Source organism: Paraburkholderia fungorum (assembly GCF_046026025.1).
In the GTDB taxonomy this organism is placed as follows: domain Bacteria; phylum Pseudomonadota; class Gammaproteobacteria; order Burkholderiales; family Burkholderiaceae; genus Paraburkholderia; species Paraburkholderia fungorum_E.
The window spans coordinates 46015-70737 of sequence record NZ_JAQQFL010000033.1 but is presented as its reverse complement, the minus strand read 5'-3'; the positions used below and the strand labels follow the sequence as shown (position 1 = coordinate 70737).

The 24723-nt window shown below is 63.2% G+C and carries 24 protein-coding genes; 11 read left to right on the top strand and 13 right to left on the bottom strand.

The window, feature by feature from the left end:
- The first annotated feature begins 33 nt into the window (after nucleotides 1-33).
- The 5 genes from sugE to PQR67_RS29425 all read left to right on the top strand — a co-directional run bounded on the left by sugE (nucleotide 34) and on the right by PQR67_RS29425 (nucleotide 4843).
- The gene (gene sugE / locus PQR67_RS29445) at nucleotides 34-354 is read left to right on the top strand and encodes a quaternary ammonium compound efflux SMR transporter SugE (RefSeq protein WP_028196924.1); all 321 of its coding nucleotides are present in this window, start codon (nucleotides 34-36) and stop codon (nucleotides 352-354) included.
- 257 nt (nucleotides 355-611) lie between these two features.
- A complete protein-coding gene (locus PQR67_RS29440) occupies nucleotides 612-1223 on the top strand; it encodes a DUF4126 domain-containing protein (protein ID WP_120345701.1) in 612 nt (203 codons plus the stop codon).
- A complete protein-coding gene (locus tag PQR67_RS29435) occupies nucleotides 1220-3802 on the top strand; it encodes an ABC transporter permease (protein WP_408466350.1) in 2583 nt (860 codons plus the stop codon). Before PQR67_RS29440 ends, PQR67_RS29435 begins: the two co-directional genes overlap by 4 nt.
- Before the next feature lie 29 nt (nucleotides 3803-3831).
- On the top strand, nucleotides 3832-4245 hold the full coding sequence (locus tag PQR67_RS29430) for a group II truncated hemoglobin (RefSeq protein WP_120345700.1): 414 nt from the start codon (nucleotides 3832-3834) through the stop codon (nucleotides 4243-4245).
- Nucleotides 4238-4843 (top strand): DUF924 family protein, encoded by a 606-nt coding sequence (locus tag PQR67_RS29425; RefSeq protein WP_408466349.1) that lies wholly within the window; start codon nucleotides 4238-4240, stop codon nucleotides 4841-4843. The genes PQR67_RS29430 and PQR67_RS29425 overlap by 8 nt, the downstream gene beginning before the upstream one ends.
- Nucleotides 4844-4903: 60 nt before the next feature.
- Here PQR67_RS29425 and PQR67_RS29420 read toward each other — a convergent pair whose 3' ends face one another.
- The 11 genes from PQR67_RS29420 to PQR67_RS29370 all read right to left on the bottom strand — a co-directional run bounded on the left by PQR67_RS29420 (nucleotide 4904) and on the right by PQR67_RS29370 (nucleotide 14781).
- Nucleotides 4904-6904 carry an ArnT family glycosyltransferase gene (locus tag PQR67_RS29420; protein ID WP_408466348.1) on the bottom strand — a complete coding sequence of 667 codons (2001 nt, stop codon included), beginning with the start codon at nucleotides 6902-6904 and terminating at the stop codon, nucleotides 4904-4906.
- Nucleotides 6905-7167: 263 nt separating this feature from the next.
- On the bottom strand, nucleotides 7168-7914 hold the full coding sequence (locus PQR67_RS29415) for an SDR family oxidoreductase (RefSeq protein ID WP_408466347.1): 747 nt from the start codon (nucleotides 7912-7914) through the stop codon (nucleotides 7168-7170).
- A gap of 83 nt (nucleotides 7915-7997) precedes the next feature.
- Nucleotides 7998-8582, bottom strand: coding sequence for an LOG family protein (locus PQR67_RS29410; protein WP_408466346.1), 585 nt, complete (start codon nucleotides 8580-8582; stop codon nucleotides 7998-8000).
- Between the two features lie 2 nt (nucleotides 8583-8584).
- Complete coding sequence (locus tag PQR67_RS29405; protein WP_408466345.1) at nucleotides 8585-9310, bottom strand: TetR/AcrR family transcriptional regulator; 726 nt, start codon at nucleotides 9308-9310, stop codon at nucleotides 8585-8587.
- 224 nt (nucleotides 9311-9534) lie between these two features.
- Nucleotides 9535-10194: a diacylglycerol kinase gene (locus tag PQR67_RS29400; RefSeq protein ID WP_408466344.1), complete on the bottom strand. Its 660-nt coding sequence runs from the start codon at nucleotides 10192-10194 to the stop codon at nucleotides 9535-9537.
- Nucleotides 10195-10214: 20 nt separating this feature from the next.
- Entirely contained in the window at nucleotides 10215-11246 is a 1032-nt protein-coding gene (locus PQR67_RS29395; RefSeq protein ID WP_408466343.1) for a glycosyltransferase family 4 protein, read from the bottom strand.
- 30 nt (nucleotides 11247-11276) lie between these two features.
- The gene (locus PQR67_RS29390) at nucleotides 11277-12218 is read right to left on the bottom strand and encodes a UDP-2,3-diacylglucosamine diphosphatase (protein WP_408466342.1); all 942 of its coding nucleotides are present in this window, start codon (nucleotides 12216-12218) and stop codon (nucleotides 11277-11279) included.
- 267 nt (nucleotides 12219-12485) lie between these two features.
- Entirely contained in the window at nucleotides 12486-13004 is a 519-nt protein-coding gene (locus tag PQR67_RS29385; protein WP_408466341.1) for an RDD family protein, read from the bottom strand.
- A gap of 13 nt (nucleotides 13005-13017) precedes the next feature.
- Nucleotides 13018-13776 (bottom strand): DUF3106 domain-containing protein, encoded by a 759-nt coding sequence (locus PQR67_RS29380; RefSeq protein WP_408466382.1) that lies wholly within the window; start codon nucleotides 13774-13776, stop codon nucleotides 13018-13020.
- Between the two features lie 16 nt (nucleotides 13777-13792).
- Entirely contained in the window at nucleotides 13793-14221 is a 429-nt protein-coding gene (locus PQR67_RS29375) for a DUF3619 family protein (RefSeq protein WP_408466340.1), read from the bottom strand.
- Nucleotides 14218-14781, bottom strand: a complete 564-nt coding sequence (locus tag PQR67_RS29370; RefSeq protein WP_063495282.1) for an RNA polymerase sigma factor — start codon at nucleotides 14779-14781, stop codon at nucleotides 14218-14220. The genes PQR67_RS29375 and PQR67_RS29370 overlap by 4 nt, the downstream gene beginning before the upstream one ends.
- A 352-nt stretch (nucleotides 14782-15133) precedes the next feature.
- Between PQR67_RS29370 and PQR67_RS29365 the strand changes: the two genes are divergently transcribed.
- The 6 genes from PQR67_RS29365 (at nucleotide 15134) to PQR67_RS29340 (ending at nucleotide 22244) form a co-directional block, all read left to right on the top strand.
- The gene (locus PQR67_RS29365; RefSeq protein WP_408466339.1) at nucleotides 15134-16897 is read left to right on the top strand and encodes an acetolactate synthase 3 catalytic subunit; all 1764 of its coding nucleotides are present in this window, start codon (nucleotides 15134-15136) and stop codon (nucleotides 16895-16897) included.
- A 124-nt stretch (nucleotides 16898-17021) separates the two neighbouring features.
- Nucleotides 17022-17513, top strand: coding sequence for an acetolactate synthase small subunit (ilvN, locus tag PQR67_RS29360; protein WP_011487482.1), 492 nt, complete (start codon nucleotides 17022-17024; stop codon nucleotides 17511-17513).
- Between the two features lie 136 nt (nucleotides 17514-17649).
- Nucleotides 17650-18666 (top strand): ketol-acid reductoisomerase, encoded by a 1017-nt coding sequence (gene ilvC / locus PQR67_RS29355; RefSeq protein WP_074763518.1) that lies wholly within the window; start codon nucleotides 17650-17652, stop codon nucleotides 18664-18666.
- A 134-nt stretch (nucleotides 18667-18800) separates the two neighbouring features.
- Nucleotides 18801-19439: a phosphatidylserine decarboxylase gene (locus PQR67_RS29350; RefSeq protein ID WP_120345688.1), complete on the top strand. Its 639-nt coding sequence runs from the start codon at nucleotides 18801-18803 to the stop codon at nucleotides 19437-19439.
- A 24-nt stretch (nucleotides 19440-19463) separates the two neighbouring features.
- On the top strand, nucleotides 19464-20333 hold the full coding sequence (pssA, locus tag PQR67_RS29345) for a CDP-diacylglycerol--serine O-phosphatidyltransferase (protein ID WP_120345687.1): 870 nt from the start codon (nucleotides 19464-19466) through the stop codon (nucleotides 20331-20333).
- A 363-nt stretch (nucleotides 20334-20696) separates the two neighbouring features.
- Entirely contained in the window at nucleotides 20697-22244 is a 1548-nt protein-coding gene (locus tag PQR67_RS29340; protein ID WP_408466338.1) for a 2-isopropylmalate synthase, read from the top strand.
- A gap of 118 nt (nucleotides 22245-22362) precedes the next feature.
- Here the strand turns inward: PQR67_RS29340 and PQR67_RS29335 are convergent, their stop codons facing one another.
- Nucleotides 22363-23943 (bottom strand): SulP family inorganic anion transporter, encoded by a 1581-nt coding sequence (locus PQR67_RS29335; RefSeq protein WP_408466337.1) that lies wholly within the window; start codon nucleotides 23941-23943, stop codon nucleotides 22363-22365.
- Between the two features lie 77 nt (nucleotides 23944-24020).
- Nucleotides 24021-24656 carry a carbonic anhydrase gene (locus PQR67_RS29330; RefSeq protein ID WP_408466336.1) on the bottom strand — a complete coding sequence of 212 codons (636 nt, stop codon included), beginning with the start codon at nucleotides 24654-24656 and terminating at the stop codon, nucleotides 24021-24023.
- Between the last annotated feature and the right edge of the window lie 67 nt (nucleotides 24657-24723).

The following is a 24723-nucleotide window of genomic DNA, read 5'->3' as shown; positions in this document are numbered from 1 at the left end:
GGGGACGGCCCCATCTGACCATGGAGCTGTCTCATGTCCTGGATTCTTCTGCTGATTGCCGGTTTGCTCGAAGTTGCCTGGGCGGCCGGCCTTAAAACCTCCGAAGGCTTTACCCGACTGTGGCCGTCCGTATTCACGGTCGTGACCGCGCTCGGCAGTTTCGTTCTGCTTGCCATGGCGATGCGCCAGTTGCCGCTCGGCACGGCCTACGCCGTGTGGACAGGGATCGGCGCGGTCGGCGCGTTTATCTTCGGCATCGTCATGATGGGCGAGGCCCTGACGGTCGCGCGGGTGGCGAGCGCGGCGCTGATCGTGATCGGATTGATTGGATTGAAGCTGTCGTCGGGGCATTGAGCCCTCATTGAGTCTTGGGTGTTTACGCGGATTATCGTGTCCGGGCGCGCTCAAACCGGGCGCCAACTGCCTGTCATTAGAGGCCACCATTTGTTCGCCACTCTGCGTTCTGCGAATTAACGTGGCTATAATGGGATTGAATCCAACCTGAAATTGTCCGCGGCCTGGTTGGCGCGGGTCTGACGACTTCGGTGCGGCGGCTCCCTTTGCTTTGCCCATCGAAGCGCCCGGCACGCACAGCGCGCCTGGAGGCGGCCATGCTTGAATCACTTTCGCTCGCTGCGGGCCTCTCATGGGGCAGCGGTCTGCGCCTCTATCTGACAGTCCTGCTGGCCGGCGTGTTCGCACGTCTTGGCTTCATCCATCTTCCCGATACGCTGTCCGCGCTGTCATCGCCGTGGGTCATTGGCGTGGCCGGTGTGCTGACGGTCACTGAATTTCTCGCCGACAAGATTCCCGCGTTCGATTCCCTATGGGACGCGGTCCATACCTTTATCCGCATTCCCGCCGGCGCGGTACTCGCGGCCGGCGCGCTCGGCCATGCCGATCCCGCGCTGCTGACGGTCGCGGCGCTCGCGGGCGGCACGCTGGCGGGTACCGCGCATCTGGCCAAAGCGGGCACGCGGGCACTGATCAATCTGTCGCCGGAACCGGTGTCGAACGTCGTGACCTCGACCGCTGAAGACGGTCTCGTGTTCGGCGGCATGCTGCTTGCGCTATTCGTGCCGCTGCTGTTCCTGGTATTGATGGTGGGCTTCCTGATGCTGGCCGGCTGGGCGCTGCCGCGGTTGTGGCGCGGGGTGCAGGGCGGTTTTCGCGGGATGGCGACGCACATGGTGTCGCGCTTTGCCAGGAGTCGGCACGATTGAGCGATACGGTACGGGGTGTGACGGCACGGGCGACCTCGCGGCCCGCGCGCCGGTTGGGCGGCGTAGACGTACTGCGCCAGGCCATCCGCATGACGGCGCGCGACTGGCGCGCGGGCGAGTTGACCATGCTGCTGCTGGCACTGGTGCTGGCTGTTGCGGCATTGTCGAGTGTCGGCTTTCTGGCTGACCGCTTGCACCAAGGGCTCGAGCGCGATGCGCGGCGCATGATCGCCGCCGATTTCATCGTGCGTGCCGATCATCCGGTCGACCCGCAGTTCACGCAGCAGGCGAGCGCGCTCGGTTTGAATACCGCCAGCACGGCGATCTTCCCCAGCATGATCAACTCCACCGGCGCGCAGCCGGTCTCGCGGCTGGCCGCCGTCAAGGCAGTCTCGCCGGGTTATCCGTTGCGCGGCGAATTGCGGATCGCGTCGGCGCCAGGAGCCGCGGACCACCCTATCCACTCGATTCCTGCGCCGGGTACGGTATGGGTCGATCAGGCATTGCTCGATGCATTGAAGCTGCATGTCGGCGATGCCGTGAAGGTGGGGTCTCGCAGCTTCACGATCGGCGCGATGATTACCCGCGAACTCGACCGCGGTTTCTCATTCGTCAATTTCTCGCCGCGTTTAATGATGCGTGCCGACGAGGTCCAATCGACCGGCCTCATCACCTTCGGCAGCCGTGTCACGTACCGGCTGCTGGTGGCGGGCGCGGATGCATCGGTGGCGCGCTTCGCGCAATTCGCGCATGACAGGGTGGACGGCGGCAAGATGCGCGGCGTCGCGCTCGAGTCGTTGCAGGACGGTCAGCCGCAGGTGCGTCAAACGCTCGATCGCGCGAGTCATTTCCTCACGCTCGTCTCACTGCTCACCGCCTTGCTCGCGGCGGTGGCGATCGCGATGGCCGCGCATCGGTATATGCGCCGCCATCTGGACGGCTGCGCGGCGATGCGCTGTCTCGGCGTCAGTCAGTCCACGCTGCGCACGCTGTTCACGCTTGAGTTCATCGGGCTGGGTTTGATCGGCGGCGCGCTTGGCGTGGCGCTCGGTTACCTGGGACATATGGCTTTGCTGACGTGGCTCGGCAGTCTGATCGACGTCACGTTGCCGTACCCCACAGTCTGGCCAGCGCTCGAAGGTATCGCAGCCGGTCTTGTGCTGTTGCTCGGTTTCGCGTTGCCGCCGCTGTTGCCGCTGACGCGCGTGCCGCCGGTGCGCGTGCTGCGGCGCGAATGGGGCGAAGCGGGGCGCACCGCGTGGGCTGCCTATGCGCTTGGCATCGCGTTGTTTGCCGCGCTCCTGATCGTCGCAGCGGGCGAGTTGAAGCTCGGCGGGATTGTCGCGGGCGGATTTGCCGGTGGCCTGCTGGTGTTCGCGGGTATTGCGCGGCTGGCGTTGTGGGGCGCGTCGCGCGTGGTGCGCAGCGAGCGTGTGAATGCGGGTATCGGCTGGCGTTATGCGTTGGCGTCGCTGGAGCGGCGCAGCGGCGCGAGCGCGTTGCAGATCACCGCGCTCGGCATCGGTCTGATGTGCCTCCTGCTGATCGCGATGACACGTAACGATCTCGTGGCCGGCTGGCGCAAATCGACGCCGCCCGATGCGCCGAACGAATTCATCATCGACATCCAGCCCGACCAGCGCGACGCCGTCACGCACTATCTGGGTTCGCACGGCGTGTCCGGCACCGTGCTCTCGCCGATGGTGCGCGGCCGGCTGATCGCGATCAACGGCAAGCCGGTCAATCCGGATTCGTTCAAGGGCGATGACGCCAAACGCCTCGTCGATCGGGAATTCAATCTGTCGTACACAACCGAGCTGCCTGACGACAACCGTCTCTCCGCCGGCACCTGGTACGGCGACACGAAGACGCCGCAGATTTCGATCGAGCAGGGGCTCGCGAAGCTGATCAACGTGAAGCCTGGCGATACGCTGCGCTTCGACGTGACGGGTCTGCAGATCGATGCGCCGGTGACGAGTGTGCGCAAGCTCGACTGGGGCTCGTTCAAGGTCAACTTTTTCGTGCTGATGCCGCCGGCCGCCTTGCAGGATTTCCCGGCGACATTCATCACCAGTTTCCATTTGCCGCCCGAAAAACAGTCGACCATCGACGGCTTGATCGCCGCTTATCCGAACCTCACGGCAATCGACACCGGTCCGATTCTGGCGCAGGTGCAGCGTGTGTTGCAGCAGGTGATCGGCGCGGTGCAGTTCCTGTTCGCGTTCACGCTCGCGGCCGGCGTGCTGGTGCTCTACGCGGCGCTCGCCGGCACGCGTGATGAGCGTATGCGAGAATCCGCGCTGCTGCGCGCGCTGGGGGCGTCGCATCGGCAGGTGCGGGCGGTGCAGATCGCCGAGTTCGTGTCGGTGGGGGCGCTGGCGGGCTTGATGGCGGCGCTCGGTGCGCAGGTGATCGGCTGGTTGCTGGCGACGCGGGTGTTCGAATTTTATCTGGGCTTCAATCCCTGGCTGTTGCCGGCAGGTATCGCGGCCGGGATCGCTTGCGCGGGCGTGGGCGGTTGGCTCAGCTTGCGGCATGTGCTGACGCGGCCCGCATTGCAGTCGCTGCGGGATGCGTGATTTTTCTCTTCTGTTTTTTGTGATTGGGTATGAGCGATCTTAACGACGAAGTGTCCGCCGCACAGCCGACGGCCTTCGAACTGGTGGGCGGTGAAGCGCGCGTGCGCGAATTGGTCGACCGGTTTTATGACCTGATGGATCTCGAAACGGAATTCGCCGGGATCCGGGCCTTGCATCCGGAATCGCTCGATGGTTCGCGCGACAAGTTTTTCTGGTTCTTGTGCGGCTGGATGGGCGGGCCCGATCATTACATCAGCCGCTTTGGCCATCCCAGGTTGAGGGCAAGGCACATGCCGTTTCCGATCGCGTCCAGCGAACGGGATCAGTGGCTTCGCTGCATGGCGTGGGCGATGCAGGACGTTGGGCTCTCCGAGCCGTTGCGGGAGCGGTTGCTGGCGTCGTTCTTCGAGACCGCGGACTGGATGCGCAATCGCAATGGTTGAGCGGGCAGCCGGGCCGCAAGCGGCTGAGGCGCGCGCGGTTCTCGACTGCTGGTTTGGCGCGCCGGATTCGCCCACGTTTGGCCAGACGCGCAAGCTCTGGTTTGCCCGCGATCAAGCCTTCGATGCGATGCTGCTGGAACGCTTCGGGCCGCTAATCGACGCGGCACGCGAAGGTACCCTCGACAACTGGACGGAGATGCCGCTCGGCGCGTTAGCGCTCGTCATCGTGCTGGATCAGTTTTCCCGCAATTGCCATCGCGATACACCGCGTGCTTTCGCGGCCGACCATCAGGCGCTGCGCATTGCGCAACAGATGATCGCAAGCGGCGCCGATATCGTATTGCCCACCGCGCATCATCGTGCATTCGCGTATTTGCCGTTCGAACACGACGAAACGCTCGCCAGCCAGCACGAGTCGTTGCGTCTGTTCACACTGCTAAAGTCAGAGCCGGGCGGTGCGTCCTATTACTCGTCGGCAGTCAGGCACGCCAGAATCATCGAGCGTTTCGGACGCTTTCCACATCGCAATGCGGTGCTTGGACGCCAATCGACGGACGAAGAAACCGCTTTCCTGAAAGAACCCGGCTCGTCGTTCTAGGCGTGAGCGAAACACGCCGGCACAGGCCCCGCGCCGGGTGCCGCCGGGTGCTGCGGTGTGCTATTCGTCCTGCGTGGGTGTCGCGGGTGTGCGCACGAACACACGCAGCAGTTCGTCGGTGTCGCCCGGACGCGCACCCGACCAGAACAGCCGCCAATCACCCTTCGGCACGCGTGGATTGTCGCGGCGGCTCTGGTCGATCAGCCACGTGCACTCGGTCGTCGCGGTGTTCGCAACCGGTTGATGCTCGATACCGGTGTAGTAGTACAGCATCGGCGCTTCGGATTCGCCGAGTCCCGAGCTGGCCATGCAATCGCCATCGTTCCATTCGACGTTCATGCTGGCGCCGAGATTTTCGAACACGGAGCGGTAACTCTTCGCATAGTCGAGCCAAGGCAACAGCAGCGTGCTCACCAGTCCCCACGCGAGAATCGCGCCGGCGCACCAGCTCAGCGCGCCGCGCCATTTGCCGGTGTGCCTGAACATCGGCAGCAGCCACAGCCAGCCTAGCGTCATCAGCAGCGCGGCCGCGATCAGCGTGGGCTTGACCGGCAACACCCAGTCGAGCGGCAACCAGCGGCCGAGCCAGTGCAGCGACGCATGCGTGTTGGCCGGCCCGCTCATGATCGACCAGATGATCCACGCGATCGCGGCGGTGCTGCCGAACAGCACGCGGCTCACTATGTCCCAGCCTGCGTGCAGGCGCTGCGGCAGCCTGTCGACCCCTTCCATCGCCACCAGGGCGAGCGGGGCGATGAACGGCAAAATGTATAGTTCGCGAACCGTTGCCGAGGTCTGCAGTACTGCGAAACCGGTACCGGAGAAAATCACCGGCAGCGCCACGCGCGGATCGCGCCAGCGGCGCCACCCGCCGCCGGCGAGCGCGGCCAACGCAAGCGGCACTACCGGAAAGCCGACGCTCAGCACGGTGCGCAGCACGAACCAACGGCTTTCGTTTTCAGAGCCGAGTTCCGCCACCGAAAAACCGAGGAAGCGGCCAATGTTGTTGTCCCACAGCCAGACCTTGAAGAGCGCCTCGGAGCGCAGATAGAAACAGATCGGCCAGATGAGCGCGAAGGGTGCGCAGACCAGCGCGGCGACGCCGAGCGCTCCTGCGAAGCTGCGAGTGCGGCAGGCGGGATACAGCACCAGCACGGCGGCAGTGGTCGCGCCGAATACGAGCGGCACGAACAGGCCCTTGGCCAGCAACGACACGCCGACACCCGCGCCGAACATCGCCGCGCCGCTCAGAATCGCGTGACGCCGGCGGCGCACGTCGACCGGCAGCAGGCGCGCTTCGTCGCGCAGATGCACCAGCACCAGTTCGAACAGTCCGCAGAAACCGAGCGCGGCCCCGGCCATCAGCGCGACGTCGGTCATCATGTCGTGCACATGCTTGATGACGACGAGCGTGCTCGCGAACAATGCCAGCGTGCCGATCACGCGGATATCGAACCAGCTGGACGCGGTGACCGCGCGGCGGGCAACGCGTGCCGTGTAGTAGAGGGTCAGGCCGGCGAAGAGCGCGCTCGCGAGGCGTGCAGCGTCATGCAGCGGCAGATAGCGGCCGAACATCCAGGCGAGGCCGGCGGCGACCCAGTCGTAGATCGGCGGTTTTTCCACAAAGGGCTGGCCGGCGTTGGTCGGCACGACCAGATCGCCGGTATCGAGCATGTGCTGGATGATGCCGAACGTATAGGTCTCGTCCTGCTTCCAGGGCTCGTGGCCCAGGGTGCCGGGCAGGAGCCAGGCACACAGAATGACGAGCGCGACCAGCCACATGAGCGGACGGGCAGCCGTGAGCGCGCGCAAGCGCCGGGCGCCACGCGAAGCCGGAACCGGCGCCGCAGCATTGGGCGCCGAAGGGCCGGCAGGCGCGGCGGGCCTTGCCGGCGCCGCGGCTTCGGCAGCGGCAGCGCTGTCTGGCAAGGCCGCGCCGGATTCGGCAAGGTGTGGCGAGCCGGGGTGCGTGCCCGGTACACCGTCGGCAGGGCCGGCCGGTGCCGATGTCGCAACCGCGACGTTCCCCGTGCGCCAGGGCGCGGATGGGTTTTCGTACATGAGAATCTCTGATTGCCCTATGCGGCGACGTGGGCCGCGGGCTTGTGGTCTGGCAGTGCACCGCATACGGCTGCATGCGATTGCTGCGATTGTAGACCCAGTTTGTTACGGACGATTACAGAATAAGCGAAGAATATCGCGGTGAATCGAACGGATTGCGCCGATTCCTCGCCAAATCGACGGGAATGGAGGGTCGGGGAGGGAAAAGCGGCCGCGGGAAACCGCTGGCCGCGCAAACAGGGGAAGGGCGCTCAGGGGCCCGCTTAGCGTCCGCCGGTGACGTCGAGTAGCGCGCCTGTCACGTACGAGGCGGCATCGCTCAGCAACCACACGATCGACTCGGCGACTTCGTCGGCGCTGCCGGGGCGGCCGAGCGGCGTGGTCGCGCCGAGTTGAGCGGCGCGCTCGGGCTTGCCGCCGCTGGCATGGATTTCGGTATCGATCAGGCCGGGGCGCACCGCGTTCACGCGCACGCCCTGCGGGCCGAGTTCCTTGGCGAGGCCGAGCGTCATGGTGTCGACGGCGCCTTTCGAGCCGGCATAGTCGATGTATTCGTTCGGCGAGCCCAAACGCGCAGCCGCCGACGAGATGTTCACGATCACGCCCCCCGCGCCGCCCCGGGTTGTCGACATGCGGCGCGCGGCTTCGCGTGCGCACAGGTAGGCGCCCAGCACGTTGACGTCGAACATGCGCTTCAGGCGCGCGAGGTCCATGTTCGCAAGCTGGCTCGACGGCGCGACGATTCCGGCGTTATTGACGAGTGCATCGAGCCGGCCGAACTTCTGCTGGACCGCGTCGAACATCGCGATCACATCGGATTCGCTGGCGACGTCGCCGGCAATCGTCAACGCCTGGCCACCGGCGCGTTCCACTTCGGCAACGGTTTCCTGCGCGGCCATGAGGTTTTGCGCATAGTTCACGCCCACCGACCAGCCGCGCGCGCCCAGCAAACGCGCAGTTGCGCGGCCAATGCCGCGGCTGCCACCGGTGATCAGAACGGCTTTCGTCATCGCAACCTCATGATTGGGTGGTGGCCGCGGGAGCGTGCGGCGGGGCTTCGTTCAGCGGGGTGAAGGGGTGCGGCAGGCGGCGATCAAACAGCGTCGCGTTTCATTGCCCATTTGTCGTTGGCGGGCGGCTGATAGCGTTGCAGCTTGTCGATCAGTGCGACCGGGTCGGCATCCTGTTGCAGGATGTCGAAGTAGGTCTGCCGCATGAAGCCCTCGTCGACCGTGTGTTTGAGCAGCGCGATCAGCGGATCGTAGAAACCGTCGATATTCAGCAGTGCCACCGGCTTCTGGTGATAGCCGAGTTGCGCCCACGTATAGACCTCGAACAGTTCTTCGAGCGTGCCCGCGCCGCCGGGCATGGCAACGAACGCATCGGACAGGTCGGCCATCATCTTCTTGCGATGATGCATATCGGGTACCACATGCAACTCGGTCAAGCCGTTATGGCCGACTTCTTTATTGACCAGCAACTCGGGAATCACGCCGATTGCGCGGCCGCCTTCGGCCATCACCGTATCGGCGATCACACCCATCAGCCCGACCTTGCCGCCGCCATAGACGAGCGCGAGATCGGCCTGCACCAGCGCGCGGCCAAAGGCGCGCGCGGCTTCAGCGTACAACGGTCGGGCTCCGTCTGAGGAGCCGCAATACACACACACCGACTTCATACTCAAACGTCCTTCGGTTCGTTGCGGGGCGCGGCGCCTTCCTTCGGCGGCAGGTAGTCGTAGAACTCGCGCTTGGGCAGCTTGCCTGAGACGAGGTCGTCGAAAATCTGCCGCGAGCGGCCGCGCAGATAAGGCGCCATCAGCGACACGATCTGCACGCTCACCTGATGCAGTTCAGCGCGAATGGTTTCCTGCTCGTTGTATTTACGCGGGTTCATCACGAACTGGTACGACAGCCAGTACGTTGCGATCACGCCGATGTTGGTGGCGATCACCTGCAATTCTTCGGGCGTCGCGACCATTTCGCCGTCTGTCACGAGCTGCTCGCAGAACTGGCTCGCAAAACGCACCTTGTGGCTGATGATTTGCTTGAAGTGCGTTTCGAGCGTGCGGTTGCGCGCCAGCAGATCGTTCAGATCACGATACAGGAAACGATAGCGCCAGGTGAAATCGACCATGTACTGCAGGTACGACCACATCTCGTCGATGGTTGCGCGGTGATCGTCGGGAAAGCGCAGACGCTTTTCGATCTCCTGCTCGAACTGGCCGAAGATGCTGTTGATAATGTCGTCTTTGTTGCGGAAGTGGTAGTACAGGTTGCCTGGACTGATTTCCATTTCCTCGGCGATCGTCGTTGTCGTGACGTTCGGCTCGCCGATTTCGTTGAACAGTTTCAACGACAGTTCGAGGATCCGTTCGCGGGTGCGGCGGGGAGGTTTGGCTTCCATGTCGTCCGGCCCTGGTTACGCCGGGCTGGGCGCGTGGCGGCTTGCCGCTCTAGCGTGATCCACCCGGACGCGGTTGGTATATTGAGCGCCCCAGCGATTTTCTGTGGGGCTGTCGGACGATTATAAACCGACCGTTCTAATACCAAGCGGATACTCAGGGTTTTCATTCTTTGGCGCGGCGGATGGGTGCGCGAGGCGCCGCGGAGTGCGGGCCGCACTCACGCTCATAGCCACGCTTTGATCCAGTGCACGACGAGCGGCCCGACGATCAGTCCCCACGTCATCACACACATGCCGAGCGCGACCATCACCGCCGCGCTGCCAAGATCCTTGGCGCGGCGCGACAACTCGTGGCGCTCGAGCGAAATCCGGTCGATGGCCGCCTCGACGCTCGAATTCAGTAATTCGACGATCAGTACCAGCAGTACCGAGCCGAGCAGCAATACGCGTGACACGGGGTCGACCGGCACCAGCACGCCGCACGGAATCAGGATCGCGGCGAGCGTGAGCTCCTGGCGAAACGCGCTCTCCTCGCGGATCGCCACGCGAAACCCGGCCAGCGAATTTTTCATCGCGTGCCACGCACGGGTCAGGCCACGATTGCCCTTGTACGGGTTGAAGGGGAGCGGTGCGAACGGGTCGTCGGGACTGAGCGGTTCGTGGTGGGGCTCGTTATCGATGTTATCGAGGTGTTCAGGGCCCTCGGTGCCCTTGGAATCCGCGCCGTTCATGCCGCGCCGACCGTGCGCGTGATGGCCGTGATCCGGCGCGCCGGGCTCGCTCACGTCTTCGAACGGCTCGGCCCCGGCGTCGTTGCTGCCGGTTTTGACAGCGCGCAATGCGCCGTTCGACGTGCGTGCTGCGTTGGAGTGTCGGGTTGGCATAAGCGGCTCGGCGCGTCGCTTCATGCGGCGGCGCTTTCCTCGCTATACGACGTGCGCGGCAGCGGTTTCAGATGTGCCGCGAACTGCTCGGACGCCGCAGCCCACGAGAAACGTTCGGCCCACGCGCGTGCGTGGCTGCGTTCGATCTTCAGCGCTTCGAGGCAGGCCTCGCGCAAGTCTTCGTTCATGGCGCCGGCGCCGCCTTCGCCGAGCACGTCGATCGGGCCGGTTACCGGATACGCCGCGACCGGCGTACCGCAGGCCAGCGCTTCGAGCAGCACGAGCCCGAAGGTATCGGTGCGGCTCGGGAACACGAATACGTCAGCGGCGGCATAGACTTTGGCCAGTTCGGCTTGCGTCAGTACGCCCAGGTAATTCGCTTGCGGATAACGTGACTTCAGCTCGGCGAGTGCAGGGCCTTCGCCCGCGACCCACTTCGAGCCGGGCAGATCGAGCTTGAGAAACGCCTCGACGTTCTTTTCGACCGCCACGCGTCCCACATACAGAAAGATCGGCCGCGCGGTGTTGAGCACCTTCGAGTCCATCTGGTGAAAGATGTCGAGATCGACGCCGCGGGTCCACAGCACCACGTTGGTGAAGCCGAATTTTTCGAGGTCTGACTTGACCACCGGCGTGGGCGCCATCACCGCCAGCGACGCCTTGTGGAACCAGTGCAGAAACTTGTAGGTGATCGCGATCGGAATGCCGAAACGCGCCTGCACGTATTCGGGAAAGCGCGTGTGATAGGCGGTCGTGAACGGCAGCTTGTGCTTGATCGCGTAGGCGCGCGCGGCCATGCCGAGCGGGCCTTCGGTGGCGATGTGAAGTGCGTCCGGTGCGAATTCGTCGATCCGCTGATGCAGCTTGCGACGCGGCAGCAGCGACAGGCGGATCTCAGGATAGGTCGGGCACGGAATCGTCTTGAATTCGAGCGGTGTCAGCAGATCGACGCGGTGGCCGAGCGCGATGAGCTCGCGCGTGGTGTTTTTCAGCGTGCGCACGACGCCATTGACCTGCGGTTCCCATGCGTCGGTGACGATCATGATCTTCATCGATTTCGGCCCAATAGAAGTGGAGAGGGATTACGCGGTCGCCCGGGCCTTTTGCACGCCGACTTCCGGTGCGCGCATCACGGTCCAGTAGATCACCTTGAGTTCGCCTTCATACGTCTCGACGAGTGCCGACAGGCTTTCGACCCAATCGCCGTCGTTGCAATACAGCACACCGTCGATGTCGCGGATTTCGGCTTTGTGAATGTGTCCGCAGACCACCCCGTCGCAACCGCGGCGGCGTGCTTCGTCGGTCATCACGCGCTCGAACGACGAGATGAAATTGACCGCGTTTTTCACCTGATGCTTCAGGTATTGCGACAGCGACCAGTACGGAAAGCCGAGGCGGCTGCGGATCCGGTTGAACCAGCGGTTCAGGATCAGGATCATCGTGTAGAGCGTGTCGCCGAGATAGGCGAGCCACTTGGCGTGCTGGATCACGCCGTCGAACAGATCGCCGTGCACGATCCAGAGGCGCTTGCCGGCGAGCGTCGTGTGGAACGCTTCGCCACGCACGTGGATATCGCCGAACGCGAGGTCGCAGAACTGGCGCGCGGCTTCGTCGTGATTGCCCGGCACGTAGATGACCTGGGTGCCTTTGCGCGCTTTGCGCAGCACCTTCTGCACGACGTCGTTGTGCGCCTGCGGCCAGTACCAGCCTTTTTTCAACTGCCAGCCGTCGATGATGTCGCCCACCAGGTACAGATATTCCGACTCGTTATGCCGCAGGAAGTCGAGCAGATACGGCGCCTGACAACCGCTCGAGCCGAGGTGGATATCGGACAGCCAGATGGTGCGATAGCGGTGCGGTTCGCCGTGCTCGTCGTCCTGATGGCCGGCTTGCTCGTCGAGTGGCAGTGACGGCACAGGCAACGGCCGTCCGTGACTGGGGTTGGGTTCCGGGCGGAACGCGACAGGGTCGACGCTCGGGCCGGTCTGGCGGAACAGGGAAGTCGCGGACGTTTTGGGGTCCATGGCTCACGCGTCGAGTTGCGGTGCCCGTATTGCGCCAGCCGCGCGTGACCCTGCCGTGACAGTCACGAGAAGTTCTTATTACTGTGTCGGGAGAAGGAGACGGCGGAATGGGAGCAGCGGTGCGCGGAGCGGCGTCGTGAAAGCGTCGTGGCGAGCGGTGCACGCCGTCTCAGGCAAACGCGAACCGGGGGTGCGGGAGCGCGAATGACCGGTGACCGGCTTGCTCAGCGTGCGACGTCAATCGATGTTAAGCGACGTTGGGCGACGTCAATCGACGCTAATGACCCGCGTACCGGCGAGGCGGTCGTGCAGGAATCGACGCTGCGGATCGAGGCGGCCGGTGGCGGCCCATAGCACGAACCAGATCGCGGCGATCAGGAGCGTCTGCGGCACGGTGAGACCCAGCAGCGGATGCAGCGCGAGCGGCGGCAAAAACCACAGCCACGCCAGCACGTAACGAACGATCGCGCGCCCTGTGGACAGCGGCGCGCCGTTGGTGGCGACAACGCGCAGGCGCCACGTTTTCATCGGCAACGTCTGGCCGCCGTGGGTCCAGAACCAGACGAAATACAGACCGACCACGAGGCCGATCCATGCGGCGAGCAGGTTGTGATGGGTGAGGCCGTTGCGCTGCTGCGTCAACGTGCTGAACAGATAGCCTGCAATGAACACGATGCCGAACAGGATCACGGCTTCGTAGAGCAGCGTGGCAAGACGGCGGCGAACGGTGGGGGCAACGCCGGATGAATCGGCGGGCAGTGTCGAGGTGGTGAGCGGCTGGGACACGGTCGGGCTCCGATCAGGAGCCGTTGAAGATCGACGGCGCCTCGGACGGCGAAACCGGCACCGGGATGGCCGGCACGAAGCTACCCGCAGCCGGAATCGCCGGCGTGGCGGCGGGGCTCGGCAGCGCAGCGGCAGCCGCGGCACTCGCCGCTGCGGCACCGCTCGCCTCGTGCTCCCGGGCATTGACCAGACGATCCAGACCCTTGATCTCGGTCTTGCCGGACGGCGGCGCGCTCACCACGCTCGGCCGCCGCTTACGCTCGCTCGCCGCGAGCCGCTCCTTCTGCTCTTCCGGCAATTGCTGATAAGCCTGCCACGCATTCTGGCGGGTTTCGCGCGGCAATTCTTTCGACACCTGGTAGTTTTCGCGCGCGACACGCCGCTGATCGGGGGTCATGCGCACCCATTCAGTCATTCGGTCATGCAAGCGTTTTTGCGCATCAGGCGACAACTTCGGGTAACGCGATGCGATCTTGATCCATTTGCGCTTGCGCTCTTCGCTGAAGGAGTCCCATTGGCTGGCGAACGGCGCGAGCGCGACGTGGTCGGCCGGGCTTAGGCGGGACCATGCCATTGGACTCTTGCTGCCGGGCAGGCCCGGCAGTTCGACGGCGAGGGCGGGTGCCGGCGCCTTGGACGGCGCGTTGCCGCCTGCGGCAGGCGCGCTGGCGATCGACGGGCTCGGATAAAAGCGCGGATACGTCGCGGCAAACGACACCAGGGCCGCGATCGCGCATCCGAAAACAACGGCCAAGCCGCGCTTGTAACTCACCCGAAGAATCTCCCGCTCAGTGGGCGCGTGATAGGTACGCGTTGAAACCGTGGTCGAGATAGGCATTGAGCGGCAGGTCGTCGCTTAGCATGGCTGCATCGATATCGGCGAGTTCAGCCGTACGTTGCTGGTCTTCCCAGTAGGCGATAGCCACGAGGCTGACGACCAGCGCGACGAGCGGCCACGCAAGCGCAAAGCGGCGCAGCGGCGAACGGCGGCGCTGCGGCATGTCGACTTGCGGTATGCCAGCCGGCATGCCTGCACCGGCGAAGGCGGGCACGAACACCGGCGCGCTGACGGCTTCGGGCTTCTTGCGGGCAAGCGCGGCACGGCGCGCCACAGCGAGCCGGTCGGCGGTGGCGGCCGGAATGCTGGCGGCGTTTTCGTCGAGCGCGCGGCGCACCTGGCGGGCGAACTCGAGTTCTTTGGTTTCTAGGGAGCTCATAGCGTGATTCCTTTAGCCTTGAGCGCTTGCGCCAGCGTGTGCGTGGCCCGCGAGCAGTGCGTCTTCACGCTACCCTCGGAGCAGCCCATCGCGGCGGCAGTCTCGGCGACATCCATATCTTCCCAATAACGCATGAGAAACGCCTCCCGTTGACGTGCCGGTAACTTTTGGATCTCGTCGTCGATCAACTGTAAGACTTGTTCGCGTTCGAGTTTCTGTTCGTTGCTTTCTGAGCCCGCTGAACCTTGCTGCGCCTCGAATGTTTCGAGGGGGTCGAATTCGTCGTCGTCGGCGTTGCCGAGCGAGGAGAACAGACTAACCCAAGTATTGCGCACTTTGGCACGACGGAAATAGTCGTGCATCGCATTCTGAAGAATACGCTGAAACAGGAGCGGAAGTTCGGCGGGGGGACGGTCGCCGTATTTTTCGGCGAGCTTGATCATCGCGTCCTGCACGATATCCAATGAGGCGTCGTCGTCCCGCACGGCGTAGACCGTTTGCTTGAATGCGCGCCTTTCGACGCCCGCCAGAAAATCGGCGAGTTCCTTGTCTGATGCCATCCGTTTGGGGGTCGGCGCAGCGTGCGTGCGCGTAATCGGGTGAAAAATGTCGTAAAACTCGCGGATGCTAACAAACTTTCGTGCCGCTGGGGCGAAACCCGCCCTACCTTGCATCTCTATAACAGGCTTTCGGTCAATATTGGGATTTGAGGGAAGCCGCTTGGGCAATATTTGCTTGACCGCGCGGGCATCTGCAGATATCGTCGCTGGTTCGCAACATAAGTGACTTGTCTCAATTGAGGTGTGGCCCAAGAAGCTCACCTGTCAACTGGACGCGCCGCTTGAACCCGAGCCACAAGCCCGGCAGAGAGCACCCGATCAATTTTTTGCCGAAAATTCGAAAGGTGAATAAATGAATATGCCCAGCGCGGAATTCTCCACGTCGGATACGACCCTCCATCCCGAAGCTGACTCTATCGGCGCCACCGTGCTCATGAAGGCACTGGCCGACGAAGACGTCGAGTTTGTCTGGGGCTATCCCGGCGGCTCGGTACTCTACATTTACGACGAGCTGTACAAGCAGGACAAATTCCAGCACATCCTCGTGCGCCACGAACAAGCCGCAGTCCACGCCGCTGACGCCTATGCGCGTTCCACCGGCAAAGTGGGTGTGTGCCTCGTGACCTCCGGCCCCGGCGTCACCAATGCGGTGACCGGCATCGCCACCGCCTACATGGATTCGATTCCCATGGTGGTGATCAGCGGCCAGGTACCTACCGCCGCAATCGGCCAGGATGCGTTCCAGGAGTGCGATACGGTCGGCATCACGCGTCCCTGCGTGAAGCACAACTTCCTCGTGAAGGACGTGCGCGACCTCGCCGCCACCGTCAAGAAAGCTTTCTATATCGCCCGTACCGGCCGTCCCGGCCCGGTGCTGATCGACATTCCGAAAGACGTGTCGAAGACGCCGTGCCAGTACGAACCGCTCAAGACCGTTTCGCTGCGCTCGTACAACCCGGTTACGAAAGGGCACTCCGGCCAGATTCGCAAGGCCGTGGCCTTGCTGCTGTCGGCCAAGCGTCCGTATATCTACACCGGCGGCGGCATCATCCTCGCGGATGCATCGCGTGAACTGAACCAGTTCGCCGATCTGCTCGGTTATCCGGTCACCAATACGTTGATGGGTCTGGGTGGCTACCGCGCGAGCGACAAGAAATTCCTTGGCATGCTCGGCATGCACGGCACGTACGAAGCCAACATGGCGATGCAGCACTGCGACGTGCTGATCGCGATCGGCGCGCGCTTCGACGACCGTGTGATCGGCGACCCGGCGCACTTTGCTTCGCGCCCGCGCAAGATCATCCATATCGACATCGATCCTTCTTCCATCTCCAAGCGCGTCAAGGTCGACATTCCGATCGTTGGCGACGTGAAGGAAGTGCTGAAGGAACTGATCGAGCAGTTGCAAACGGCCGAACATGGCCCGGACACCGCGGCGCTCGCCGACTGGTGGAAGGACATTGAAGCCTGGCGCGCCAAAGACTGCCTGAAGTTCGACCGCAAGAGCGACATCATCAAGCCGCAGTACGTGGTGGAAAAAGCGTGGGAGCTGACCGACGGCAATGCCTTCGTGTGTTCCGACGTCGGCCAGCACCAGATGTGGGCGGCGCAGTTCTATCGCTTCAACAAGCCGCGCCGCTGGATCAACTCCGGTGGCCTCGGCACGATGGGCTTCGGCCTGCCGGCGGCGATGGGCGTGAAGATGGCGCACCCGGACGACGACGTGCTCTGCATCACGGGCGAAGGCTCGATCCAGATGTGTATCCAGGAACTCTCGACCTGCAAGCAGTACGAGACTCCGGTGAAGATCATTTCGCTGAACAACCGCTATCTGGGCATGGTGCGCCAGTGGCAGCAGATCGAATACAGCAAGCGCTATTCGCATTCGTACATGGATGCGCTGCCTGACTTCGTGAAGCTCGCCGAAGCGTACGGCCATGTCGGCATGCGTATCGAACGCACCGCCGACGTGGAACCGGCGCTGAAGGAAGCGCTGCGCCTGAAAGATCGCACGGTGTTTCTCGATTTCCAGACCGATCCGACCGAAAACGTCTGGCCGATGGTTCAGGCCGGCAAGGGCATCACTGAGATGCTCATGGGATCGGAAGATCTATAACGACGGCGCGTTGAGATAAACGCAGCGTTGGCTTCGTCATGCGCGCCTTCACAAAGGGCGAAAGCGGACGAAGCGGCGCGAACCGGCTCGCATACATCGACAAAACATCTGGAAGAAGCGAAACATGAGACACATCATTTCAGTCCTGCTGGAAAACGAACCGGGCGCGCTGTCACGCGTGGTCGGTCTCTTCTCGGCACGCGGCTACAACATTGAAACCTTGACGGTGGCTCCGACCGAAGACCGTTCGCTGTCGCGCATGACCATCGTTTCCATTGGCTCGGACGACGTGATCGAACAGATCACGAAGCATCTGAACCGCCTGATCGAGGTGGTGAAAGTGGTCGACCTTACCGAGGGCGCCCACATCGAGCGCGAGCTGATGTTGATCAAGGTGAGGGCGGTCGGCAAGGAACGTGAGGAGATGAAACGGATGTCGGATATTTTCCGCGGCCGCATCATCGACGTCACAGAAAAGACCTATACGATCGAACTGACGGGCGCGAGCGACAAGCTCGATGCCTTCATCGAAGGGATCGACGCGACTGCGATTCTCGAAACCGTCCGTACGGGCAGTTCCGGTATCGGCCGCGGCGAGCGCATTCTGAAGGTTTGACGCGCGCGCTGAGTTGCGGGCGTTATTAACCGTCTCGATCGAAGCCGGGCAGTGCCTTTAAGAACCCGGCGAAGCAACACACCATTCGCAGTATTTGTATTTCACTGATTTCACCGAATTTAGCCAAGGAACCGACATGAAAGTTTTCTACGACAAGGACGCCGACCTCTCCCTCATCAAGGGCAAGCAAGTCACCATCATCGGCTATGGCTCGCAAGGCCATGCTCACGCGCTGAACCTGAAGGAAAGCGGCGTGAACATCACGGTCGGTCTGCGCAAGGGCGGCGCATCGTGGAGCAAGGCCGAGAACGCCGGCCTGCAAGTCAAGGAAGTGGCGGAAGCCGTCAAGGGCGCGGACGTCGTCATGATGCTGCTGCCGGACGAGCAGATCGCTGAAGTCTATGCCAAGGAAGTGCACGCTAACGCCAAGCAAGGCGCGGCACTGGCCTTCGCGCACGGCTTCAACGTGCACTACGGTCAAGTGATCCCGCGTGCGGACCTCGACGTGATCATGATCGCGCCGAAGGCGCCGGGCCACACGGTTCGCGGTACGTACTCGCAAGGTGGCGGCGTGCCCCACCTGATCGCCGTTGCGCAAGACAAGTCGGGCGCAGCACGTGACATCGCTTTGTCGTACGCGGCAGCGAACGGCGGCGGTCGTGCCGGCATCATCGAAACGAACTTCCGCGAAGAAACGGAAACCGACCTGTTCGGCGAACAAGCCGTGCTGTGCGGCGGTACGGTCGACCTGATCAAGGCCGGCTTCGAAACGCTGGTGGAAGCGGGTTACGCGCCGGAAATGGCGTACTTCGAGTGCCTGCACGAACTGAAGCTGATCGTCGACCTGATCTACGAAGGCGGCATCGCGAACATGAACTACTCGATCTCGAACAACGCCGAATATGGCGAGTACGTGACGGGTCCGCGTATCGTGACGGCTGAAACGAAGAAGGCGATGAAGGCTGTGCTGACGGACATCCAGACCGGCGAGTACGCGAAGAGCTTCATCATCGAAAACAAGGCCGGCGCACCGACGCTGCAATCGCGCCGCCGCCTGACGGCCGAGCACCAGATCGAAACGGTGGGCGCGAAGCTGCGTTCGATGATGCCGTGGATCGCTGCGAACAAGCTGGTCGACCAGTCGAAGAACTAAGAAGCCAGCTTTACGGCATCTGACCGGCGCGGCGCATCGTCGCGGCAGCCGGTAATGCAAAAAGCCGTCCAAGGGTGCTGAACCCTGGGCGGCTTTTGCTATCCTACGGTTTTACAAAAATACAGAAGCCATCCATGAATTACCCTCATCCGATCATCGCGCGAGAAGGCTGGCCGTTCATCGCCATCGCGGCCGTCGTTGCTTTACTGGTTCACGCCTTCGCGGGGTTCGGCATTGCATGGCTGTTCTGGCTGATCCTGATCTTCGTGGTGCAGTTCTTCCGCGATCCGGCACGCCCGATTCCGACCCAGGCGAATGCCGTGCTGTGCCCGGCCGACGGCCGTATCGTCGCGGTCGAAACAGCGCATGACCCGTATGCCAACCGTGAAGCGCTGAAAATCAGCGTGTTCATGAACGTTTTCAATGTCCACTCGCAACGCTCGCCGGTGGATGGCGCGATCTCCAAGGTCGAATATTTCCCGGGTGCGTATCTGAATGCCGCCGTGGATAAGGCTTCGACCGAAAACGAGCGCAACGCGGTGGTGATCGAAATGGCCGGCGGCCAGACGGTGACCTCGGTGCAGATCGCCGGCCTGATTGCACGCCGGATTCTTTGCTACGTGCGGGCGGGTGAACCGCTCACGCGTGGTCAACGTTATGGATTTATCCGGTTTGGCTCGCGCGTCGACGTGTATCTGCCGGTTGGCAGCCGTCCGCGTGTTTCGATCGGCGAGAAGGTTTCCGCGTCGTCCACGATCCTCGCTGAACTATAAAGCGGCACCAAGGAGGTTTCCCGAATGGCCGCATTCAAACCGCGTCGACCCCGTAACAGTGGACCGCTCCCGCGTCCGTTCCGCCGTAACAAGCCGATCGTGGCGGAGTCGCCGGCAGTCGATAGCCGGCGTGCGCAGCGTCAGCAGTTCCTGAGAAAGCGCGGCATTTATCTGCTGCCGAACGCGTTCACCACCGCCGCGCTGTTCTGCGGCTTCTTCGCCGTGGTGCAGGCAATGAACGTGCGCTTCGAAATCGCGGCGATTGCGATCTTCGTGGCAATGGTGCTGGACGGCATGGACGGCCGCGTCGCGCGTATGACCCACACGCAGAGTGCATTCGGCGAGCAGTTCGACAGCCTCTCGGACATGGTGTCGTTCGGCGTGGCGCCGGCGCTCGTGATGTACGAGTGGATTCTCAAGGATCTCGGGCGCTGGGGCTGGCTTGCCGCGTTCGTCTACTGTTCGGGCGCGGCGTTGCGGCTCGCGCGCTTCAACACGAACATCGGCGTGGTCGACAAGCGGTTCTTCCAGGGTATGCCCAGTCCGGCTGCTGCTGCACTGATCGCAGGTTTCGTGTGGCTCGCCACTGACAACCGGGTGCCGCTCAAGCTGGTGTGGCTGCCGTGGGTCGCCTTCGTGCTGACCATCTACGCCGGTGTGACGATGGTGTCCAACGCACCGTTCTACAGCGGCAAGGCGCTCGACGTGCGGCACCGCGTGCCGTTCGGCGTGATTCTGCTGGTGGTGGTGGCGTTCGTGCTGGTGTCGTCCGATCCGCCGCTGATGCTGTTCGGCCTGTTCGTGCTGTACGGTCTGTCGGGCTATGTGTTCTGGGGCTACCAGGCGCTGCGGGGCAGGGCGAATCCGGCTCGATCGGTGGCGCGGGACAGATAAAGCGCCCCCGTCGGTGCATGAAAGTGACACGAGAAAACGGCAGCCTTTCCAGGCTGCCGTTTTTCGTTTTGGCCCCCTCCCGCAGCGCGCGGCAGGCAGGTCTGACGCCAATTGCACGATGAAGGGAATGCCGCTATAGTCGTTCGGTAAATGTGTTCACGTTCCCATTTGAGCCGCAACACGAGCCCCAACAAGCCGGTGCCCAGCCAGGCGCGCTAGTGCGGCGCGCCACCCTCGCTGATTGCTGAGTTTTGTGCCCTCCGTCTGCCTCGTCTGTGGTTTGTAGCGTCGCTAACGGTGGCGCAAACACCCGAATTCCAATATCCGATCCCCACAATTGAACGACTCCCCAGGAGACCCGACATGGCCGACAAACTGATCATATTCGACACCACGTTGCGTGACGGCGAACAATCGCCCGGCGCGTCGATGACGAAGGAAGAAAAAATCCGCATCGCGAAGCAGCTCGAACGGATGAAGGTCGACATCATCGAGGCGGGCTTTGCAGCCAGTTCAAACGGCGATTTCGATTCGATCCATACGATCGCGGGCCTGATCAAGGACAGCACGATCTGCTCGCTGGCCCGTGCCAACGACAAAGACATTCAACGCGCTGCTGACGCACTCAAACCCGCCGATCATTTCCGCATCCACACGTTCATCGCAACGTCGCCGCTGCACATGGAAAAGAAGCTGCGCATGACGCCGGATCAGGTGTTCGAGCAGGCGAAGCTGGCGGTGCGTTTCGCCCGCAAGTTCACGGACGACGTCGAGTTTTCGCCGGAAGACGGCAGCCGCTCGGACATGGATTTCCTGTGCCGCGTGCTGGAAGCGGTGATTGCCGAAGGCGCGACCACCATCAACATCGCGGACACGGTCGGCTACGGCGTGCCCGAGTTGTACGGCCAACTCGTGAAGACGCTGCGTGAGCGTATTCCGAACTCGCATAAGGCAGTGTTCTCGGTGCATTGCCATAACGACCTTGGCATGGCGGTGGCGAATTCGCTGGCCGGCGTGCAGATTGGCGGCGCGCGTCAGGTCGAATGCACGATCAACGGTCTCGGCGAGCGCGCGGGCAACACGTCGCTCGAAGAAATCGTGATGGCGGTGAAGACCCGCAAAGATTACTTCGGCCTCGATGTCGGCCTCGATACGACGCAGATCGTGCCGGCTTCGAAGCTGGTGTCGCAGATCACCGGTTTTGTCGTGCAGCCGAACAAGGCGGTGGTCGGCGCGAACGCCTTCGCGCACGCGTCCGGCATCCACCAGGACGGCGTGCTGAAGGCGCGCGACACATACGAAATCATGCGTGCCGAAGATGTGGGCTGGAGCGCGAACAAGATCGTGCTGGGCAAGTTGTCGGGCCGCAATGCGTTCAAGCAACGCCTGCAGGAGCTGGGCATCGCGCTCGATAGCGAAGGCGAGTTGAACACCGCGTTCGCACGCTTCAAGGAACTGGCCGACCGCAAATCCGAAATCTTCGACGAAGACATCATTGCGATCGTCACCGAGGAATCGGCCGAAGCGCAGGAGAAAGAGCACTACAAGTTCCTGTCGCTGTCGCAGCATTCGGAAACCGGCGAGCAGCCGCACGCGAAGATCGTGTTCTCGGTCGAAGGTAAGGAAGTCACCGGGGAAGCGCGCGGCAACGGTCCGGTGGACGCCACGCTCAATGCGATTGAAACGGAAGTGGGAAGCGGGTCGGAACTGCTGTTGTATTCAGTGAACGCCATCACAACCGGTACGCAGGCGCAGGGCGAAGTGACCGTGCGGCTGTCGAAGAGCGGGCGGATCGTCAACGGTGTGGGCACCGATCCGGATATTGTCGCGGCTTCCGCGAAGGCGTATATCTCGGCGCTCAACAAGCTGCATTCGAACTTCGATAAGTTGAATCCGCAACGTTCGGAGTGAAGCGGCCGGCGCGCTGGCTGCGTGCTTGCTGAACCGGATTGACGCGAAGCCCCGTGCCCTGAAAAGCACGGGGCTTTGTGTTTTGCAGCACCCGTTATGTGCTTGATCCCGGTTCGCGCTACTCCGTCGCCGCGCGCCGCATTGACCACCCGCGTGCCGCGCGTGCCTGTGCCTGCACCTGGTGCCGCACTTCAACCGCGATCTCTCGGCGCGGCGCATCGGCGACAAATGCGTCCAGCAATTCACGCACATCGTGATCGACGAAGTCGGCGCGCGTTGCGTCGACGATCAAGGTCGCGCCGTCGGGAATCTGCTGCAGATAATGCTTGAGCGGCACCTTGCCGAGAAACGACACGTCCTTGCGAAACGACAGCAGATAGTGGTCGCCATGTTGCGCGAGCACGATCGGGCTGCGCAGGTTCGCGTACAGCGCGAACAGCACGCTGCACAGAATGCCGAGCACGATGCCGATCAGCAGATCGGTGGCGAGCACGCCAACCAGTGTGACGATGAACGGCGCAAACGGCGCGAAGCCTTGCTTGGCGACGGCTACGAACAACGAAGGCTTGGCGAGTTTCACGCCGGTGAAGATAAGAATGGCGGCGAGGCAGGCGAGTGGAATCAGGTTGATGACGCTGGTGAGCGCGAACACGCTGACCAGCAGCAACACGCCGTGAATGATCGCGGAGAGCCGGCTCTGTGCGCCCGCATGCACGTTGGCGGAACTGCGCACAATGACCGAGGTGATCGGCAGACCGCCGAGCGCGCCGGCAATCAGATTGCCCACCCCCTGCGCTTTCAATTCCCGATCCGGCGGCGCGGTGCGTCGCGCGGGATCGATCTGCTCGACGGCTTCGAGGCTCAACAGCGTTTCGAGACTCGCGACGATCGCCAATGTGATGGCGACGCGCCAGACATCCGGATTGACCAGTTGCGCGAAGTGCGGCCCGAAGTCGACCCATGCAAGGGCGAGTCGCAACGCGCCGAACGATTCGAGCGACGGCAGCGCGACGCGATGCTCGGCAGGCGGCGCCAACGACGGGGCGAGCAGGCCGAGCAGCAGCGTCGCGCCGATCCCCAGCAGAACCACGGCGAGCGGTGCGGGTACGAGACGCACGAGCTTGAAGCGGCGCAGCGCGCGCGTCTCCCAACCCACCAGAATCGCCAGCGACAGCAACGTGATCACACAGGCCGCAAGCGAGATCGAGCCGAACGGGGTGGTCACGCTGCCGGCCATCTGAGCGGCAGCTTGCGACCCAGCCGACGTATTCGAACCGAACAGCCCGAGCGCCAACGGGAATTGTTTGACGATCAGCAGCACGCCGATCGCCGCAAGCATGCCTTTGATCACTGGCGAGGGCACATAGGCCGCAAATCTGCCGGCCTTCACCATGCCGAAGCCGAACTGGATCGCGCCGGACAGCAGCACAGCCAGCAGGAACGCGGAGAAGCTGCCGAGTTGCGCGATTCCGTCGACAACGATCACGACGAGGCCCGCCGCCGGTCCGCTGACGCTCAAGCGCGAGCCGCTCAGCACGGCAACCACGAGACCGCCGACGATGCCCGACACGAGCCCGGCAAATGGCTCGACGCCCGAGGCGTTGGCGATGCCCAGACATAGCGGCAAGGCCACCAGGAAAACGACCGTGCCGGCCAGCAGATCGCGCTGAAACGTGGACAAAAAAGCTCGAAGGTTCATGGAGTTGGTGCGGTAATGTGTGGAGTTGCGGATGCGGCAAACGCCGGACTCAGGCCGGTCCCCGATCAAGGGGCGTGCTAGGCGGCGCTATGGGCGGCCGTCGTGCAGGTCATCGCGTCGTCGGCTTCATAGCCGGACGTGAGTACCTTGATGCGCCCGTCCTCGAGCGCGAAGATCCAACCGTGTACGAGCGGCGCCGGGTCGGCGTCCCGCACGATCGAACTCGCGCGTAACTGGCGAACCTGTTCGAGCACGTTCAATTCCGCGAGGCGATTAACACGCTCCTGCTCGCGCGCATGACTCTTGAGCTCGGCGCCATGTGCTTTTGCTAGCGCGCATAACGGCGCGATCCGGCGATTCACGTGTGGCAGCGTCGGTTCCGGCGGCAGCAACGCGGCGCGCACGCCGCCGCAGCCATAGTGGCCGCAGACGATCACGTGGCCCACCTTTAGCACCCGCACGGCATATTCGAGGACACTCGCGGCGTTGTCGTCGTCGGGATGGAAGAGATTGGCGATGTTGCGGTGAACGAACAGATCGCCCGGTTCGCAATGCGTGATGGTTTCCGCAGGCACGCGGCTGTCCGAGCAGCCGACCCACAGCACATGCGGATTCTGACCTCGCACCAGATCACGGAAAAATTCGGGGTTGCGCGCGGCGGTTTCGTGCGCCCATGCGACGTTGGCGACCAGCAGGCGTTTCGGACGGTTCATCGATAGCGGCTCCGTAAGTGGGGCGCACCGATTCGTGGCCGGATTTACGGCTGCGCGCGGACCGCCG